We start from the raw sequence: 19,126 nt of genomic DNA on the forward strand, positions 1-19,126 counted from the left end.
GCGAGCGGCTTGCATCGCGCGCGTTCGCGGCACTTCCGCCCGGAGGGACTCCATGGAGGACGAGTGGCTCTGGGGCTGGGACCCCACGCCGGGCATCGTCTCCGTGTGGGCGGAGCCCGACGGCCGCGCCTTCGTCTGGCGCCGCGTCCCGAAGACGGGGGAGCTGCTTCGCGAGGACGTGCGCTTCCGTCCGTGGCTGCTGCTCGCGTCCCTGGAGGACCTGGCGCACCTGGGGCCTCGGCTGCGTCCGGAGTCGGATGGCCCCGCGCGCTACCGGGTGACGTGGCAGGAACTCGAAGGGCCTGGAGCGCTGCGCTACCTGGTCCGCGGGGACGACGGCCGCGCGCTCACCAGCGCGGTGCTGGAAGGCGCGTCACGCCGCCTGGGCCAGCCGGTGAGTCACCTGAAGGAGCTGGGCGCGAACACGGTGCTCGCGCTGCCTCCGGAGGAGCAATACCTCACGATGTCGGGCCGCACGTACTTCCGCGACCTCGCCTTCGATGCGCTGCGCCGCATGCAGTTCGACCTGGAGACCACCGGGTTGGACCCGGCGCACCACCGCGTCTTCCTGGTGGCGCTGCGAGGCCCGGACGGTGCGACGGAGACGCTCGAAGCCCAGGGGGATGACGACTCGGCGGAGGCGGACCTGCTCTACCACCTGGCGGAGCGCGTGCGCGCCTGGGACCCCGACGTCATCGAGAACCACAACCTGCACGGCTTCGACCTGCCGTTCCTCGCGCGGCGAGCCAGGCACCTGGGGGTGTCATTGGCGCTGGGCCGCGCGGGGGCACCGGGCTTGCGGCACCGCCCGTCCGCCAGGGGGGCCTCGCTGGGACGGCCCGTGCCCGGCGCGCCTCCGGATGCGATGCGCCGCGCGCGCTACACCGTGCCCGGCCGTGAGTTCATCGACACGCTGGACGCGGTGCTGCGGCATGACTTCTCCACGCGGGATTTGCCGGGCCATGGCCTCAAGGCCGTCGCGAAGCACCTGGGCCTGGCGGGGCCCGAGCGCGAGCACATCCCCGGTGCCCGCGTGTACGACGTCTTCCGCACGGACCCGGCGCGCGTGCGGCGCTATGCGCGTGATGACGTGACGGAGGCGGGCGGCCTCGCGAGGCTGCTCGGGGGCGCGGCCTTCGCGCTCGCGCGCATGGCGCCCCGCCGCTACGAGCGGCTGGCGGACGCGGGGCCGGCCACCGGCGTGTTGGACCCGCTGCTCGTCCGGGCCTATCTCCGGGAGGGCGCGGCGCTGCCCGCGCACCAAGAGGGGGATGGCACGTCGCACAGCGGCGCGGCGCTCCACCTGTTCGCCTCGGGCGTGGCCCGGCGCATCGTGAAGGCGGACGTCGCCAGCCTCTATCCCTCCCTGATGCGCCAGTACCGGATTGGCCCCAAGCGGGACAGGCTGGGCGTGCTGCTGGCGTTGGTGGACCGCCTGGTGGACCAGCGGCTGGCGGCGAAGGGCAGGGCGCGTGCCGCGGCGCCTGGCTCGCAGGAGCGCTTCACGAACGAGGCGCTGTCGGCGGCGATGAAAATCGTCGTCAACTCCGCCTACGGCTATCTGGGCGCGGTGGGGCTCACGCGCTTCTCGGACGTGCACGCGGCCAACGAGGTGACGCGCCAGGGCCGGGCGGTGCTGGGCCTCCTCTGCCGGGAGCTGGCCCGCCGGGGCGTCACGCTGCTGGAGGCGGACACGGACGGCGTGTACTTCGCCGTCCCGGAGGACTGGCGGGAAGCCGATGAGCGCCGGGTCGTCTCGGAGGTCGCCGCGCTGCTCCCGCCCCGGGTGCAGCTGGAGTTCGACGGGCGCTACGCCGCCATGCTGTCGCACGAACCGAAGAACTACGCGCTCCAGCCGTATGACGGACCGCTGGTGCTCCGGGGCGTGGCCTTCCGCTCCAGCCGCGCGGAGCCCTTCGGCGAGGCCTTCCTGCGCCGCGCGCTGCGCTGTCTCCTGGCGGGAGACATCCCGGGCGTGCGTGAGGTGTACGTCGCGACGGTGATGGCCCTGCGCCGCCGGGAGCTGCCCACGCCGGAGGTCTGCGCGCACGTCCGCCTGACGAAGTCGGGCGCCCAGTACCTCGCCCTCCGTCCCCGCAGGCGCGAGCTCCCCTACGAGGCCATGCTGGCCAGCGGCCGGAAGGAATGGCCTTTGGGTGAGCAGGTCCGCGTCTACCGCGCAGTGGGAGGCCGGGCGGGCCTGCTCCCCATTCCGGAGGCGGATGACCCGGGCACGGCGCGGCCCCTGTCGCGGGAGGAGGACCCGCGCGACTACGACGTGGAGTACTACGTGCGGCTCCTGCGTGAGACGTTCGCCGCGCGGCTGGTGCGCGCGCTGACGCCGGAGGACTTCCGGACGGTGTTCGACGACCCCGGCCAGCCCTCCCTCTTCGCGCCCTCGCTCGAGGACGCGAAGCCCATCCTCACGGTGCTGACGGAGCCGGCGGCCGCGCTGGAAGGGGCGTAGCCGCGCGCGGGACGGCTCAGGACATGCCGGCGTGCGTCTGGGCGGAGGACTCGGCCGCGGGGGACTGCTGCGGCGCCAGGGCGGTGCGCTGCAGCCAGCCCGCGAGCCCCAGGAGCACCAGGCCCGACGTGCGCAGCGTGCGGAGCAGCTCCGCGTTCTGCGCCGCGTCTCCGGGCAGCAGGGGCGCCAGCCACCCGCGGGCGTCGTAGAAGAGCCACATGGCGCCGGAGATGCCCATGGCCCACCACACCCAGGCCAGCCGTCCGCCGCGCAGCATGTACGCGACGCCCAGGATGGGGGCCACCAGCAGGATGGTCGTCATGTCGGCCAGCGTCGACGCCAGGCTGATGACGGCGGACATGGTGCTGATGGCGTCCGTGCCCAGGTGGCGGACCTCGGTGGCCAGCACGGGCACGCCCACGGCCAGCGCGGCCACGGCCGTCCCCACCCACAGCGCGTTGGAGCGGAAGCTGGACGGCGGCTGGAGTCCGGACTGCCGGTACGTCATCGCCAGCAGGATGAGCGCGTACGTCGTGCTGATGTTCGCCAGCACGACGACCAGCATGCGGACGGGCAGCAGCGGTGACTGTGTGAAGGGCACGTCCGGCACCGCGTGGAGCCAGTAGCTGCGCAGCGCGGTGCTGACCAGCGACAGGAGCGCGCCCGCGGCCAGGCCGCCCCACACCTTGCGCAGGTAGTCACCCTGGGCGAACGAACGGGCCGCCGCCAGCGTCCCGAGCACGGCCAGCACGCCGCTGCCCCAGCCGGCGATGTCATGCACGAGCGAGAGCGAACGCGGCGCGTCCAGCGCGGAGGCCGCCGCGAAGGCGTGCGCCAACTGGAGCACGAGCACCGCGCCGAACCAGGGCACGATGCTTCCGGCCGCACGGCCCGTCGAATGAGCGCTCATCGCAGCTTCTCCAAGGATGCGGAAATCTCCGCGAGGATGACCTTCGCGTGCAGGGCGCCGATGAAGGTGTTCAGCATGGGCTTGAGGCCTTCGAGCAGCTGCGGAAGGTCTTCTCGCTTGAGCTGCTCGGGGGGCCGCTTGAGGGTCCGCAGGGCGGCGGTCTGGATGGCCATCTTCGCGGTGAACCCGCCGAGGAGCGGTTCCAGGTGTCGCACGAGCGTGTCGTGCCAGCCGGCGAGGGAGGTCTGGGAGGACGAAGGTAGAATCGCGCCACCTCCTGGTGGAAACCTGGAGCGTAGGCAGATTCCAGCCCGCACACGAGGGGCACACCCTGTCTGGCCATGCGGATTCCCTCTCGTTATACAGGTTTTTCTTTGAGAGCATGGAGTTGAGCCGGGCCCGGCGGGCGGGAGCTGTCGTGCTGACTGTTTTTCCCGGAGGTGACGCGCCGGGGTCGACCCCTAGAATGCGCCGGCTCGTTTCGCGAGAACCCATGAACGCCCCACACCTTCGCGATGCCCCGTCGCCCTCCGTGACAGCCGTCCCCCGTCCGCATGCCGTTCGAGCGCCCGCGCCGCGGAGATACTGGGACTGGCTCAAGATGGGGCTGGGGGCCCTGCTGGCCCTGTGGGGGGCGAACATCGGCTTCGTCGGCGCGCTGGGCGTGATGGTGGGCGCCGTGCAAAGCGTCTCGCCGGACGAGGGAAAGACGACCGCGGATGGCGTGGGCATCCTGCTGATAGCGGCGGTGTTCGTCGCCGTGGGCCGCTTCGCGTGGAAGAAGGGGCTGTCTCCCTTCCGGACCGCGCGCCGCCGCGAGCAGTTGCTGGGCTTCATCCGCGCGCAGACGCGCATCCGCGTCAGTGACGTGGCCTCGCAGCTCCGGCTCCCGGAGGAGGAGGTCGCGGCGATGCTCACCACGCTCATCGCCCGTCACGAGGTGGACCTCGTCTACCTCGCCGACTCGCGCGTTTACCTCCACCGCGAAGCTTTGGAGCGGGGGAAGAATGTCGCCCGCCGTTGTCCTTCGTGTGATGCCCCCGTGAGCGCGGAGGCCGTCCAGCCGGGGGACAAGGTGGTTTGCCCCTACTGCGCTGCGCCATTCCTCGTGACATAGGACAACAGATCTTCCCTTGCGGTGCGTTCGGGTTGCCGGGACCCTGAATCTTTGGCAATCGGGAGGCGCACAGCGCCGTAGTGGCTCCGTCATTCGACGAGATGCCAGGTCATCCAGGGGAGGTCCGATGAGGAAAGTATTCGGAGCGGTAGCACTGGCCGCGTTCACCGGCTGCGCGACCACGCAGGAAGCCCAGAAGCCGGAGACACCGCCCGCCGTCGAAGCGGCGAAGGTGGAAGCTCCCGCCGAACAGCCGAAGCTTCAGGTTCCCGTGGATTACTACAAGCTCGACAACGGCTTGAAGGTGGTCCTCTCGCGCGACAGCTCGGCGCCCAAGGCCGTCGTCGCCGTCTATTACAACATCGGCTTCCGCATCGAGCCGAAGGACCGCACCGGGTTCGCGCACCTGTTCGAGCACATGATGTTCCAGGGCTCGACGAACCTCGGGAAGATGGAGTTCATCCGCCTCATCCAGAAGAACGGCGGCGTGCTCAACGGCTCCACCCGCTTCGACTTCACCAACTACTTCGAGGTCGTCCCCTCCAACACGCTGGAGCCCATCCTCTGGGCCGAGGCCGACCGCATGCGCGGGCTCGACGTGACGGAGGAGAACCTGAAGAACCAGCAGGGCGTGGTGATGAACGAGGTGAAGGTCAACGTCCTCAACCAGCCCTATGGCGGCTTCCCGTGGCTGGACATGCCGCAGGTGGCGAACAGCAACTGGTACAACGCCCACAACTTCTACGGCGACTTGAAGGACCTGGAGGCCGCCTCGCTGGAGGACGTGCGCGCCTTCTTCAAGACGTACTACGCGCCCAGCAACGCCGCGCTGGTCATCGTCGGTGACTTCGAGCCGGAGCAGGTGAAGGGCTGGATTCAAAAGTACTTCGGGCCGCTGCCCAGCGTGGCGCAGCCGTCGAAGCCGGACATCTCCGAGCCCCGCCAGACGAAGGAGAAGCGCCACGACAAGCAGGACAAGCTGGCCCAGCGTCCGGCGCTCGCGGTGGGCTACCACATGCCCGACGTGGGGACGCCCGAGTACTTCGCCATGGCGCTGGTCGACGAGGTCCTCCTGCGCGGCAACGACAGCGCGCTCTACCAGCAGCTCGTGCAGAAGAAGGGCCTGACGGGTGAGGTCTCCGGCGGGGTGAACCAGCTGGGCAACCACTGGAACTACAACGGCCCCATGCAGTGGACCGCGTACTTGTTCCATGACGCGGACACGACGACGGAGACCCTCCTCGCGGAGATCGACGGCGTGGTGGCGCAGCTGCAGAGCCAGCCCATCGACGCGGCGACGCTGGAGCGGGCGCGGGTGAAGGCGCGCTCGCGGCTGTATGGCCAGCTGGAGGGCTTCCTCGGCTTCGGCCGGGCGGACCTGCTGGCGTCCTTCGCGCTCTTCTTCGATGACCCGGCGCGCATCAACCGGCTGGAGACGGAGCTGATGAAGGTGACGCCGGAGCTCATCCAGAAGACGGCGAAGGAGTATCTGCGCCGTGAGAACCGCACCGTGTTGACGGTGACGCCCGCCGCGGCGACCGCCACCAAGACGCAGGCCCCCTGAGGACACGCACCCATGACCACGCACTCAATTCGCACCCGCCTTGTCGCGCCCGCGCTGATGGTGCTCGGGATGCTGTCCACGCCTGCCTTCGCGGCCGCTCCCGCCCCGGCGCCCACCAAGGAAGCGCCTCCGGCCGCCGCCGCGCCCAAGCCCTTCAAGGTCCCCGTCCGCACGGAGTTCAAGCTCGACAACGGGCTGGAAGTCTCGCTGCTGCCCTACGGCGACATGCCGAAGGTCGCCATCCAGCTGGCCATCGACACCGGCAACATCCACGAGAAGGCCACGGAGACGTGGCTGGCGGACCTGACCGGCAAGCTGCTGTCGGAGGGCACCACCACCCGTTCCGCGGAGCAGATTGCCCAGGCGGCCGCGCAGCTGGGTGGTTCGCTCAACATCGGCACGACGATGGACCAGACCTTCGTCGGCCTGGAGGTCCTCTCCGAGTCGGCGCCGGACGCCGTGGCCCTCATCGCGGACGTCATCCAGAACCCGGCCTTCCCGCCGGCGGAGGTCGAGCGCGTCAAGGGAGACCTCGTGCGGGAGATGGCCATCTACAAGAGCCGGCCGGGCACGCTCGCCGACGAGCGGCTGCTCCAGTCGCTCTACGGTGACCACCCGTATGGCCGCTACTTCCCGCCGGAGGCGCAGCTCAAGGGCTACACGCCGGAGGCCGTCCGCGCGCACTACGACGCCAACATCGGCGCGGCCCGGGCGCGGCTGTACGTCGTCGGCCGGTTCGAGTCGGCGTCGGTGGAGAAGGCCATCCGGGCCGCGTTCACCGGCTGGAAGGCCGGCCCGGCGCGGCTCCAGAACGTGCCCAAGCAGAAGGTGGCGAAGGCGGTCCAGTTCATCGACCGCCCCGGCTCGGTGCAGTCCACGGTGCGCGTGGCGGTGAAGGGCCTGCCGCCCTCCAGCCCGGACTACGTCAAACAGACGGTGCTGAACACGCTGCTCGGCGGCTACTTCAGCTCGCGCATCACCGCGAACATCCGCGAGGCGAAGGGCTACACGTATTCGCCCTACAGCGACGTGTCCACGCACCTGGAGGATGCCTACTGGGTGCAGAACGCGGACGTGACGACGGCCGTCACGGGCGAGTCGCTGAAGGAAATCCTCAAGGAGGTGGCCACCCTGCGCAAGACGCCGCCGCCCGCCGACGAGCTGAGCGCAGTCCAGAGCTACCTGGCGGGCTCCTTCCTGCTCCAGAACTCGTCGCGCGGCGGCATCATCAACCAGCTCCGCTTCGTGGACCTGCACGGCCTGCCGGATTCGTATCTGCAGAACTACGTGCAGTCGGTGATGGCCGTCACGCCGGAGCAGGTGCAGCAACTGGCCGCGAAGATGCTGGCGCGTGAGGCGATGACCTTCATCGTCGTGGGCGACCAGAAGGTGGTGGCGCCGCAGCTGAAGGTCGTGTCCCCCGCGCTGAAGTAAGTCCCGGGAGGGCGGGGGCCACACCTGGGCCTCCGCCTTCTTCCCCTGTTGTCCCTACCCGGGGCGGGCCGTGACGCCGTCCGGGTAGAGTGACTCGGGGGCGAGCTGGCACGTGTGCCGGACGTAGTGCTCGAACCAGTCCAGAAACGTCGTGAAGGTGGCGCCGTGGGCCGTCTGCCGTTCGGCCCAGACGAACTGCCCCGAGTCCTGGAACTGGGCCCACGTCAGGTCGCCCATGTGGTTGAGGACGATGGCGGGCGCCGTCAACGCACCTCCGCTCGCCGCGACACACCACTGCGCATCCCGGGGCAGCACGTCACAAGCCGCGAGCGCGTAGAGGTGCGTGGTGGACAGGAGGCGGTTGCCCTGCGCCACGTCCGCGGGAATGCGGACCCAGCGCGTCTCTTCCAGCACCTCGTCCGGTGAGTACACCCGGAAGTTGGCGGGCAGGGGCGTCCAGGCGCCGCCATCATCCCAGTCGCGGAACTCGACGCGCGCGAAGGCGCAGCGCCGCCAGAATTCGCGGAGCCCCGCGGGCAGCACGGGCCTTCCGTTGGACGACGGGATGCCGAGCAGCTCCGGCACCAGGTCGATGTCTTCGTCCGGTACGGGAGGGCCCAGGACGAGCCTTCCGCCAAACCCCTTCGCCCAGGCTTCCACGCTCTCCAGCAACTCCCGGTAACGCGATTGCAGCGCTTGCTCGTGCATGGGCCGCAGCCTAGGTCTGGAGCATTGAGAGTCCAGGTGCACCGTGCCTTGATGCGCGGCCATGTCCCTGCTCGATGATTTGCTCAAGAAAGGCTCGCTCCACACGCCCTGTGGCACCATGGCGAAGCGGGCCGCGCTCAAGGCGAAGCTGACGAACTCCGGTGCCACGGAGGTGGTGTCCGGAGACCTGAAGCTCTCCGAGGGTGATGACCGCGTCCTGGAAGCGTCACGCGTCGTGGTGAAGGGGAACCTCGTCCTGGAGGACCAGTCCCGGCTGCTCGTCGCGGGTGACCTGGAGGTGGAGGGCAGCATCATCCACGAGGGCTTCGACTATGCGCTGCTCTTCACGGGCGGCGCGCTCTCCGCGAAGAACCTGCTCTTCCACGGCGAGCTGGTGTCGCTGGGCCCCATCACCGTGCAGGAGGTGGCGTGGACCTACTACAACGACTACTCGACCTACGCGGATGCCCTGAAGGCGAGAATCGTCGTGGCGGATGACCGCTTCGATGCCGTGGATGACGTGCGGGCGGACCACCGCCTGGACGGACACAGCAGTGTCATCGGTCCGGAGCTGGCGAAGCTGCTGAGCGCGGACGTGGTGAGCCAGGACGGAAGCTGGTCCTACGAAGATGTCGCGAAGCGGCTTCTTCGCAAGCGGCCGCTGCTGCGTTGAGCGCCATGGACTGCGCGTGGCAACGCACTACCGTGCGCGCACCAGGGCTCGTCCTGGTCCGTGGTTGGAGTTCGCATGGCGAAGACGTCGAGTGAGAGCTCGGTGTCGTCGCCTACAACCACGACGAGACCTTCGGGCTTCCTCGGTTGCTGGGCACGAATCACGCCAAGCACTTCCGGGACTTCTCGACGCACATCGTCACCGTCATCGACGATTTCAGATGCGCTCGTGAGCGCCCCTTCGTGAAGGGGGCGCCCTTGGACTCCGCGTCGCCGTGACTCAGAGGCAGTTGCCCAGGCCTTCGTAGAGGGTGGTCTGGGTGCGCGGCAGCGTGGCGTAGAGCGGCGACGTGCCCGCGAGCGCCATCAGGAACTGCTGAATCGTGGTGCGCGGGGCGACAGGCACCTGGCAGGCCCAGGTCCGCGCATCCACCGTCACCGCGCCCGTCGCCGGGTCGACTTCCTCGTTGCTGGCGGCGAACACCCAGACGCACTGGCCAATCCGGCCCGTCAGGGCATTCACGGAACAGCGGAAGCGCAGTAACTCGATGTTGCTGTATTCGCCCTCGCAGAACGTGTCGCCACAGATGTCATCGAAGTTCTGCTTCAGGGAGGCCCGGAGCTGGTACCACGCCTCGATGTCCGCCTCCGACGTCAGGTAGGCGGAGACGTCCACATACGAGTTGGCGACGGTGGTCCCGGACGCCAGGGCGGACATTGGTGCAAGGAAAGACAGACTCAGGGCGGCAATGGAAAACGGGGAGGAGAGGGTCATGCGGCCTATTTAGCCCTTCCTCCACGTTCGCGAATCCACTCCCCATGGGCCGACACGGAGTTTTGACTGCAATCTGATAGGAATTCTCCATTCCTGGCACCCCGGCCGAAGCCCAGACTTTGTAGGCCTGGGCCTCGGCCGGGGGAGGGCCGCCTCAGTCCTTCTTCAGCTGGAGGAGCTCCCAGCCGCCGTCCGGATGGAGATTCATCGGGTTCGCGGTGCCGACGTAGAGCGCCTTCTTGTCGCTCACCAGCGTGCGAACGCCGTAATTCGTGTCATTGCCCAGGCCCCTCAGGGACTCCGCCACCGCGCTCTTGTTGCGGTTCCCGAAGCGGAAGAGGTCCGCCCCTGGCTTCGGCAGCGCGATGTTGAGCAGCCGGAGGTAGTCATGGTGGGCCCGGCGCGCGTCCTCGACGGAGCTGACGTCGGCGGCGAGCTCGGGCGGGGCCATGGGCGGCAGGGGGCCGTTGCCAATGGCCTCTTGCAGTCCCACGAGCGCCAGCTGGCTCCAGTCGAACGTGCCCAGGTACAAGTCATTGTTGTAGACGTTGAACGCCCAGGTGTAGGCGTTGAAGAAGTTCCCCAGGCCGGAGGAGCCCCAGCGCGGGTCGGGGTTCTTCAGGCGGTTGCGGTGGGCCGCGTCGAATTCGATGGTGTAGCCCTTCGCGTAGCGCGAATAGGTGGGCAAGTACTTCTCGCCGTAAATCACGCGCACCTTCTCGTCCTCGTTGCCCAGCTCGTCGCTCTGGAAGACGGACGTGGAGCGGTGGGTTCCCAGCGCGGTGTTCAGCAGCTCGAGCCAGCCGAGGCTGCCGTCGCCGTCCGCGTCCAGGTCCACCAGGCCCGCGGCATGCGCGCCCAGCGCCACCGACGTGGCCAGGAAGGGGACGTGCATCGTGCCCCAGTAGAGCCGGCCTTCAAATGACGCCACCGCGCCGCCGCCCGTGACGGCCGCGGCCAGCAGGTCCGGCTCGTAGTCGCGGATGTCCCAGACCTTGTCCCACTTGCGGGCGTCCCTGTCATTCAGCCCGTGGTGCTCCAGGCGGGGGCTGCGCCACACGCCGGCGAAGCGCGCCGTCTGCGGCGACCGGGCGCTGCCGGTGTTGAAGGTGGGCCACGTCGTCACGTAGATGCGGCCGGCGTGCTCCACCAGGTTGGCCACCTCCGCGTCCGTCTTGCCCACGACCTCGAAGTTGAAGAGGACCGCGGGGTTGCTGGACTTCCAGCCACGCCACCGGAGGACGGCGCCGCCCGGCGAGTTGCCCTGCACGTCGCTGTACGCCACGCCCGTGTAGAGCGCCCCGCGGACGTTCACCCACTCGCGGATGTTGTTGTACTGCGGGATGTTCTTCGCCCCGAGGAAGCCTCCCGTCTCCGAATCGAACGCGAACAGGTTGATGCCCGAGATGACGCTGGGACCCGCCAGGAAGACGACGCCGTTCTCCGCGCCCGCGGAGCGCAGGCCCAAGGTGGTGCGCCGCAGCAGCTCCGCCCAACCCGGAAGGCTTTCGTTGAGGGAGGTGAGCTCGTGGTTGCGGAGGTCGTAGCGCTGCAGGTTCGGCGGGCGGAAGTCACCCGTGCCGGATTGGCTGTCGCCGAACTCGCATACCCAGTAGGGGTTCTGCTCGGGCGTGGTGAAGCCGAGGAAGCCCTGCTGCACCAGGCACAGCGTGTTGGCCACCGTTCCGAAATACAGGGACTTGTCCGCCTTGGCCAACCCCCAGACGTAGGCCTGGTTGCGCTTGGGCTGCGTGCCCGGCTCGCAGGGCGGCTGGCTGATGGGGCCGCCAATGGAGGAGAAGCACTCGTCCACCTCCGCCTTCGCCAGCAGCTTCCGCTCCAACTCGGGACGGGTCCAGATACCCTTGTCACCGTTGATGATGAAGCGCTCGTAGGTCCAGAACTTCACCAGGCTCAGGGGGGACAGGCCGCCCGCGCCCGTCATGGGGTACATGTCCAGCTCCCACGCGGCGTCCTTCTCCATCGGAACCCTGGGCAGGTCCGCCCCCAGGGGCTCCGCCTGCGAGTCCGCACCTGCCTGCTCGAGCTCCATGTCCTCGGGCTGTGGCGCGGCGCCGCACCCCGTGACGACCCACATGCCCACTGCGCCCGCCATTGCCTTCCACCCGTAACGCATCACTGTCTGCCCCCATGTGCCGCCACGGCCTGCCCTGGACCTCGTGATGCCCGCTGTAGGCAGTCACGCATCCATCGTGGGCGGCCATGAGCAATCGGAGTGCCGCTCCAAAGGTGTCGGTGGGAAGATTCGCGTCCCCGTCGCGGGGGCAGGCGAGCACGGCGCTCGCGCCCCCGGGAACAGGTGCGATGGTGTCTGGTCAATGCCCGCGCCGCGTGCCGGCAGTGGTCGTCGCTTCTCACCGGGGGCGTTTTGACACCCCAGGGAGGGCATTTCTCGTGGAGTCATGGGACGCGCTGCGTGCACAGCGCGGTCCCTTGCCTTCATCTGGTCATGGCAGGAAGGCGCCCTTCACCGCGTCGAGCAGCGGATTGGCGCCGGTCTGCGGATTGGTGCATCCCTGGTTGATGGTCCAGATGATGGTGCCTCCGTAGCCGTTGTCATGGGCGAAGGCGCCCTTGGCGGCAATGGCTTGCGGTGAGTCATACGAAATCCACCGCACCGTGCCGTCCTCCACGGGGACGTCGAAGGTGACGTAGCTGGCCTTCGCCGCTTCGTCCCAGTGGTAGACGCCCGTCGCCGACAGCTGGAGAATCTTGCTGTATGTGAAGGAATTGTCGCTGCCCACGTAGTCGGACCAGTCCGTGTACGGCTGATACGGGCCGGTGATGTTCCGCCACGCCATGCCATAGAACGGGATGCCCATGCCCAGCTTGCTCTTGGGGATGCCCGCGTTGGCCCAGGCGCTGAGGCTGGCGGACACAGACGTGGGGTGGTTGCCCGACTCTCCCGTGAGCGCGGAGGTGTACCAGGACAACCAGCCGCCCCAGGGGCCCGTCATCTCGTAGGTCATCACGTTCATCTGGTCCAGGTGGGGGACCAGGTTGGTGAACCACGGGTCCGCATCCTCGGGGAAGTTGCTGTTGACCCATCCGATGGGCATGGTGAGCAGCATCTGCGGCCGGGCCGCGCGCAGCGCCTGTATCAGCGCGAGCAACGCCGGCTTGTCCACCTGTTCCACCGGCTCCCAGTTGAGGTCCAGGCCGTCATAGCCAAAGGTATCCACCGCGTTGAGCAGGTTCTGGACGAACCGGGCGCGATTCGCGTTGGACGCCGCGCCCACCCAGCCGTCGTGCTCACCTGCGCCGCCCACCATGATGATGGCCTTGCGTCCGGCCGCGTGCGCCCGCGTGGACAGCGTCCGCGCGATGGCCGGGCCGTTCGAGTTGTCGAACTGGGTGTTCACCGTCCCATCCGGATTGGGAGTGACGCGGCCGACGAGGATGTGCGTGAGCGCGGAGAAGTCCACCTTCTCCGGCGGGTACAGGTCCGAGTTCCAGCCGGTGTAGTAGCCCGACACCCACTTGCCGCTCGGCGGCGGCGCGCTCTGGACGGTGACGGTGGCCACCGCCGACTTCGTGGGGGCGGCCTGGCTCGTCGCCACCACGCGGTACGTCCCCGCGGTGGACGGGGCGGTGTACAGGCCCGCCTGGGTGATGGTGCCTCCTGCCGCGCCCTCCTGCACGGACCACGTCACCGCCGTGTTGGTGCTGCCCGTCACCGTGGCCGTGAAGGCCTGCGTCCCCCCGGCCGGAACCGTGGCGGAGGAGGGGTTGATGGCCACTCCCACCGGCGGAGGCGGCTCGGCCATGCGCACGCCCAGCTCGTCGAAGTAGAGCGTGGGCAGGCTCAATCCCTGGCCTTCCTGGAGCACCAGGCCCGTCAGTCGTGCCCCCTGCGGCGCCAGGACGGAGATGGGAACGGTGCACGTCGTCCAGGTATTGGCGCGGATACGGCCTCCGGTGCAGTAGGGCCCCAGCTCGGTACCGGGCGTGATGCCGCCGTTCACCACGGCCCGGGCCAGCACCACCGCGTTGTTGCCGGACGTCCCGCCATGCACGCTCAGGGTGAGCGTCATCCCCGCGTTCGAGGTGAGCGGCGATGTATTGAAATACAGCGCCTCTCTGGAGCGCATCGTCACGGAGATGGAGTAGCGCCCCGCCGCGACGGGGGATGTGTTGGTGAGGGAGTGGGGGGCCCAGGAGTAGTCCTGCCACGGTGCTTCCATGGCGTCGCGGTAGATCCAATTCGTCGTGACGGAGACCCGCTCGGGGGGAACGCCTTCATCCCGGTCAACCACTGCCGCGGGAGGCCTTGCTTCCGCCTGGGCGGCCCAAGCCGCGCTGCCGCCAGAAGCCAGGACCAAGGCCGTCCATGAAACCCACCATACGACCAACCGGTTCATTCGCTTCTCCTGTCGAGGCCCGTTGGAATTCCTCGCTCATACACGGCGAGCCGTGCTACACGGCTCCATTGCCTGGCTGAGATTGACGGGCCTCGGGCAACCTGGGTGAGGAGCCCTTCATGGCAAAGCCCTCCCCAAGGTCGCCTCAATGACTTTCAATGCAACAGTCGAAATGTGTTTGTCTGGGGGATGTCTCGGACTCTGCATCCGAGCGCCAAGGGGCGCCTTCCGGGACCAGGGAGGCGGTGACATTCCCTCAGTCGGCCCGGCGCAGCCACTGCTTTCGAACAGGGTCAGGCGCGGTCGCCTCGTTCCGGGATGTATTGATGGTGAGTTGTATTTGTATGTCTATTGCTGCCGGCGGCCCGGGTGGCCAGAGCGTGGGCGAGCCGTCTGGCCACCCGGGCATCACGTCAGTGTTGCGGCTCCATCCGTGGGGCGACGGCGAGCGGTGGCGCCGATTTCAGGGGGATGAAGACCAGTTGCGTCTGGCCTTGTGTCCAGCTCGAATTATAGACGAAGACGGTGACGCTGCCCGGCGTGGTGGCCCGGAAGTAGAAGCGGCCCTGGGCCTGGGGGTTCGCCAGGTCGAGCGTCGTCACCGCGGGACCCGCGCAAGCGGAGTCCGCGTAGAACTGGATGCCGGGGGAGGCAGGGCCCGCTGAAGTGATGTTGAAGGTCGTCGTGGAGGCGACGGCCAGGTTTCCGCTCGAATCCTGGGTCTGGACGATGAGCGGGCCGGAGCAGAGTCCCACGGGGACCTGCCGCGGCGGCGTGAGGAAGGCAAGACTCGCGGCGGGACCCGCGAGCACATCCACGGCGAAGGTGGAGCCGGGGAGGGTGGCCGGGTCATACCCCGCGCCGGTGATGATGTTGGAGTGAATGACATTGGCCGTACCCAGGTCCGAGATACCGGCCTGGTAGACGTAGCCATTCGTCACACCGTCGAAGTGGATCAGGTTGTCCACGACCTGGATGCGCGTCTGCACCGCCGGAGGGTTTTCATTCTCGTCGCCCTGGGACAGGTAGACGCCGATGTCGTTGTTGAACAGTTGGTTGCCTTGAATGATGATGTTCGAGGACAACGGGCCTCCGTACAGCGCCCCCCCGTAGACGAGGATGCCGTTTGCCACGCCGTCGCCGGTGTAGGAATGCCCGGAGATGCTGTTGTTGACGATCTGGCCGGTGGCGCCCAACCCGACCTGGACTCCTGACTGGGCGATATTGCCAATGGGCCCCGAACCCACGAACCGGTTCGCGGTGATGTTCACCGAGACGTTGCCAGTCGCCACGACTCCGGCCTTCTGGTAGCCCAGCAGGAGGCTGTTCTGCACACCGACGAACTGAATCGGGCCCAGGGAGTCCTGATTGCGAATCAAGACGCCAACACCCTCCTGGCAGCCTCCGGTTCCGTCTCCCTGCCGGATGTTGAAGATCTGAGTGCTGATGACGGAGCCGGAAGCATTGTCGAACCGAATCCCGGCGAGTGTGTCGTCGCCCGCGTCGCAGACGTTTGAAAGATTCATCATCATGAGCCTGAGATTGACGTAGAACGCGCTGCTGCCGCAGTTGCGCGCGATGGGACCGGTGAAGTGGCTTCCTGGCGGGTCCAGCGCGATAACGAAGTGCCCCGCCCCATCCAGGACGTACCCATCCGGAATGAGCAGGGTGGAGTAGGTGGCGCAGGTGCCCGCCAGCGTCAGAACGTTTCCGTTCTGGATGACAGGGCAGGGAATGTACCCGCATGTGGCGTCCTGGAAGCCCTCTTGGGGAGACGCCGTGCTCAGCGCTGCTGTGTGGATGTCCTCAGTCGGGCTGCTGTGGACCTCTTCGTGACTGGGTTCCTCGCCCGAGCACCCCACGACTGCCAGTGCAAGGGTTCCAACCAGGAGGCTTCCGAAACATCGCCATCGATTTCGACTCATACAGTTTCCTCTCTCCGAGCGGGTGCTCGGTGAGAAGGAATCGATAGTGTGAAGTTGTGCAGCGCAATATGGACTCCACGGATGGCGGTGGTGCTGGATGTGGACAGTCCCCCCTGCTCGGGTCCTGGTGAGATGTCCAGATGGGGGTGGATGTGATTGGGGGGCAACGGAATGCGGGGAGGAGAAGGTAGGATGATGCCCCGTGCGCCGGGCCAGGGCGTGGCGCTGGGGGCGTGGCGCTGGGGGCGTGTCTCTCGGCCAGGCCGCATGGGCATGGGGGACAGGAGCCCGGCAACGCTTGACGCGGTGGCGCCAGTGTCCACGTCGCGCAGTCAACGGGAAGGATGCCCTGGAGGGGGGCTCGCCGGAAGGTCCGCTGACGCGTTGCATGGAAGGCAGGTTCCTCGCGCCACCGGGAGGCACCCGGTAATGTTTCGAATTCCTGTCCCGCCTGGAGGATGCCGTGATGAGTCCCTTGGACACGCTGAGCCCCTGGCGCCTCGCGGGCCTCTTGATGCTGGTGGCCACGACGGGGTGTCTCCCTGAGGACCCGTTGCCCATCCACCTGGAGCCCTCCGCGTCGGCGCGGGTGATGGTGGTGCTGCCGCGCACGCTGGCGTCCGGGTCCGTCACGGAGGTCCGCGCCACGCTCACGCCCGTGGAGGGGGAAGAGGCGGGCGCGGTGCTGTCTGGCGGCGACGGTCTGTGGCAGGGGCTGGTGCGACGGATTGCCTCTGGACGGGAGGCTGAGGCGAGTGCCACCGTCCGAGGCGATGGCGGTGAGGTCCTGGCGCACATCGATGTCCCGAACGTGGGCCTGGACGCACACCGGACGGCGCTGGTCGTCCTGCTTCCGCGAGCCACCGTTTCCGGCGTGCCCGGAGCGCCCTTCATCGACGCGGTGCTGGGCTCGTTGGCGGAGGTCCGGCCCGAAGGGGAGGTGGCGCTGCGCGCGGTGGCGGAGGCCGCGTCCGGGAATGGGGCGCTCACGTATGCCTGGCGGGCCTCGGCTGGAAGCTTCAGTGACGCCAGCGCCGTGGCGCCCGTCTGGACGGCGCCGGATGTGTCCGGCTTCGTCACGTTGACGCTCCAGGTGACGAACGCGGTGGGCCTGGGGGCCACGCTGGACTTCCCCGTGCGGGTGGCCCGGGACCATGGCTTCGGCGCGGACGGCGCGGCCGCCTTCAATCGCTGGCCGCTGATGGTGGAGCTGGGCTCCCTCCCTTCCGGCGAGGTCCAGTACGGCGACGCCCTCCAACTCCTGGCGGAAGGCCGGGACGAGGACGGAGACACGCTCACCTACGCGTGGACGGCCACCTGCGAAGGCACCTTTGACGACGCGAGCGCGCGGTCGCCTCGCTTCAAGCCGGCCACGCCGCCCTCGGGGGCCTGTGGTGCGTGCCAGTTCCACGTCACGATGCGGGATGACCGTGGCGGTGAGCACGTCGGCTCGGTGGACGTGTGTGTGGTGCAGCGGCTGCCGCCCATCATCGTCTCCACGGCTCAGTCGCGGACGGAGGCACTGGGCGCGGAGCCCGTTCTGCTCCAGGCGGTGGCGGAGGACCCTCGCGGCGAGGCCCTCACCTTCCAGTGGTCCGCGAACACCGGCCTCCTGGGAACCGCCACTCAGGACGGGACGCGGGGCGAGGTGCCCTGGTCCGCGCTGTCCTGTATCCCGGCGGACGTGGAGCCTTCCGTGCGGCTCACCGTCACGAATGTCTCGGGGATGAGCGCGACGCACGTGTTCCGGATTCGTTGGGACGACCGGCGCTGTGGGGCGTTTCCTCCCTGCTCCGCCCGGTGGGAGAACGTCCGCGTGACGCTGACGGCGGACTGCACGACGGAGGGCACGCTGTACATCCCGGATGGAGTCACCTTCGACGGCGCCGGACACGTGGTGACGGCGGTGGACCCCGAAGGCGGCCGCTTCCAGGGGGCGGTGCTCCGCAACCGGGGAGACACGGCCCACGTCCACGACGTGACGGTGGAGGCGCGCGGCCTGTCGGAGCTGGCGTGTGACGCGGGCGAGGCTGGCCTCGCGGGCATCCGTTTCATGGGGGCGAGTGGCTCCGTCACCGACAGCGAGGTGCGCGCGCTGCATCAGGATGAGGGCCGGGGCGCCTGCCAGGAGGGCGTGGCCATCGAGGTGCGAAACGCCCAGGACGCGTCCCGCGTGGACCAGGTGGAGGTCCTGCGCAACCACGTCGTGGGCTACCAGAAGGCGGGCATCGTGGCCTCGGGCCGGGTGGACGTGGCCGTGGAGGACAACGTGGTGGAGGGCGGCGCTCCGTCGGCCATCATCGCCAGGAATGGCATCCAGCTGAGCTTCGGTGCCACGGGACAGGTGCTGGGCAACCGCGTCACCGGCAACGTCTATACGGGGACCGGCTATGTGGCGGCCGGCATCCTCGTCGCGGGTGGGGCCTACTACGGCGGCCTGGTGTGCGAGGACGTCCTCATCCAGGGCAACACACTGGAGGCGAACGACATTGGCATCGACCTGTCGCAGGCGGAGGCGGACGGCGGGCCGCTGGCGCAATCCTCACGGCTGCTCGTGGTGGAGAACACGTTGAGCCACCACGTGGTGGCGAACGGCATGCCGTACCAGGCGGCCATCTCGGACCTGGGCGGGGCCAACGTCATCAGCCGCAACCGCATCAGTGGCGCGGGCTATGCCAGGGAGACCCTGCCGGGCGCTACCTTCGACGTGGACGTGGTGGCGGACGCGGCGGCGCAGGTGGCCTTCCTGACACCCCAGCAAGACGTGGCGGCGGGCGCGTGCTCCGAGGCGTTGGTGGTGCAGAGCCAGGACGCCATGGGCAATCTGTCCGCCCTGGCTTCGTCCCTGCTGGTGGTGGAGGCGGAGGGGAACGTTGGAGGAGTGACCTTCTTCCGGAACGCGGCGTGTACGCAGGCCCTGGTGCCTCTGAATGGCAGCGGCGCCATGGACCTGGAGGGACCGCAGCAGGAAGCGGTGTTCTATTTCCGCGCGGAACAGGCAGGGGCCCTGGAGGTGCGGGTGCGAGGCGACGGGGTGAGTGCCTCCCAGATGCACGTGGTGCGTTAGACGGGACGGAGTGCGTCGAGGCATTGAATAAGCCATTGCCGTGGCCGTCGCGTTGCTCGTGGCCCCGGGCCTGTCTGGCTTCTGTCTCTGTCGTAGACTCCGTGG

13 protein-coding genes are annotated in these 19,126 nt (G+C 68.5%); 6 read left to right on the forward strand and 7 right to left on the reverse strand.

What is annotated here, in order from left to right; translation table 11 throughout:
- Positions 1 to 52: 52 nt before the first annotated feature.
- Positions 53 to 2,467: a DNA polymerase domain-containing protein gene (locus OZ403_RS08050; RefSeq protein WP_268783838.1), complete on the forward strand. Its 2,415-nt coding sequence runs from the start codon at positions 53 to 55 to the stop codon at positions 2,465 to 2,467.
- Between the two features lie 16 nt (positions 2,468 to 2,483).
- Here the strand turns inward: OZ403_RS08050 and OZ403_RS08055 are convergent, their stop codons facing one another.
- Entirely contained in the window at positions 2,484 to 3,377 is an 894-nt protein-coding gene (locus OZ403_RS08055; RefSeq protein ID WP_140853377.1) for a hypothetical protein, read from the reverse strand.
- Positions 3,374 to 3,592: a hypothetical protein gene (locus OZ403_RS08060; RefSeq protein ID WP_002639318.1), complete on the reverse strand. Its 219-nt coding sequence runs from the start codon at positions 3,590 to 3,592 to the stop codon at positions 3,374 to 3,376. The genes OZ403_RS08055 and OZ403_RS08060 overlap by 4 nt, the downstream gene beginning before the upstream one ends.
- Positions 3,593 to 3,870: 278 nt before the next feature.
- Between OZ403_RS08060 and OZ403_RS08065 the strand changes: the two genes are divergently transcribed.
- The 3 genes from OZ403_RS08065 to OZ403_RS08075 all read left to right on the forward strand — a co-directional run bounded on the left by OZ403_RS08065 (position 3,871) and on the right by OZ403_RS08075 (position 7,492).
- Complete coding sequence (locus tag OZ403_RS08065; RefSeq protein WP_237080225.1) at positions 3,871 to 4,494, forward strand: hypothetical protein; 624 nt, start codon at positions 3,871 to 3,873, stop codon at positions 4,492 to 4,494.
- A gap of 127 nt (positions 4,495 to 4,621) precedes the next feature.
- Positions 4,622 to 6,058: a M16 family metallopeptidase gene (locus tag OZ403_RS08070; RefSeq protein ID WP_268783839.1), complete on the forward strand. Its 1,437-nt coding sequence runs from the start codon at positions 4,622 to 4,624 to the stop codon at positions 6,056 to 6,058.
- Between the two features lie 12 nt (positions 6,059 to 6,070).
- Positions 6,071 to 7,492, forward strand: coding sequence for a M16 family metallopeptidase (locus OZ403_RS08075; protein ID WP_140788773.1), 1,422 nt, complete (start codon positions 6,071 to 6,073; stop codon positions 7,490 to 7,492).
- 54 nt (positions 7,493 to 7,546) lie between these two features.
- Here OZ403_RS08075 and OZ403_RS08080 read toward each other — a convergent pair whose 3' ends face one another.
- Positions 7,547 to 8,200 carry a hypothetical protein gene (locus OZ403_RS08080; protein WP_268783840.1) on the reverse strand — a complete coding sequence of 218 codons (654 nt, stop codon included), beginning with the start codon at positions 8,198 to 8,200 and terminating at the stop codon, positions 7,547 to 7,549.
- 61 nt (positions 8,201 to 8,261) lie between these two features.
- On the opposite strand from OZ403_RS08080, the gene OZ403_RS08085 reads away from it, so the two are divergent.
- Positions 8,262 to 8,873, forward strand: coding sequence for a hypothetical protein (locus tag OZ403_RS08085; RefSeq protein WP_140788777.1), 612 nt, complete (start codon positions 8,262 to 8,264; stop codon positions 8,871 to 8,873).
- Positions 8,874 to 9,152: 279 nt separating this feature from the next.
- On the opposite strand, the gene OZ403_RS08090 is transcribed toward OZ403_RS08085, so the two are convergent.
- The 4 genes from OZ403_RS08090 to OZ403_RS08105 form a co-directional block, all read right to left on the reverse strand.
- Positions 9,153 to 9,647, reverse strand: coding sequence for a hypothetical protein (locus OZ403_RS08090; RefSeq protein ID WP_442929763.1), 495 nt, complete (start codon positions 9,645 to 9,647; stop codon positions 9,153 to 9,155).
- Between the two features lie 154 nt (positions 9,648 to 9,801).
- Positions 9,802 to 11,763: a hypothetical protein gene (locus OZ403_RS08095; RefSeq protein ID WP_140797594.1), complete on the reverse strand. Its 1,962-nt coding sequence runs from the start codon at positions 11,761 to 11,763 to the stop codon at positions 9,802 to 9,804.
- A gap of 352 nt (positions 11,764 to 12,115) precedes the next feature.
- Positions 12,116 to 14,029 (reverse strand): glycosyl hydrolase family 18 protein, encoded by a 1,914-nt coding sequence (locus OZ403_RS08100; protein WP_268783842.1) that lies wholly within the window; start codon positions 14,027 to 14,029, stop codon positions 12,116 to 12,118.
- 413 nt (positions 14,030 to 14,442) lie between these two features.
- Positions 14,443 to 15,891, reverse strand: coding sequence for a right-handed parallel beta-helix repeat-containing protein (locus tag OZ403_RS08105; protein ID WP_268783843.1), 1,449 nt, complete (start codon positions 15,889 to 15,891; stop codon positions 14,443 to 14,445).
- A gap of 529 nt (positions 15,892 to 16,420) precedes the next feature.
- On the opposite strand from OZ403_RS08105, the gene OZ403_RS08110 reads away from it, so the two are divergent.
- Complete coding sequence (locus OZ403_RS08110; RefSeq protein WP_268783844.1) at positions 16,421 to 19,021, forward strand: right-handed parallel beta-helix repeat-containing protein; 2,601 nt, start codon at positions 16,421 to 16,423, stop codon at positions 19,019 to 19,021.
- Positions 19,022 to 19,126: the final 105 nt, after the last annotated feature.

Source organism: Myxococcus sp. NMCA1 (genome assembly GCF_026810205.1).
In the GTDB taxonomy this organism is placed as follows: domain Bacteria; phylum Myxococcota; class Myxococcia; order Myxococcales; family Myxococcaceae; genus Myxococcus; species Myxococcus xanthus_A.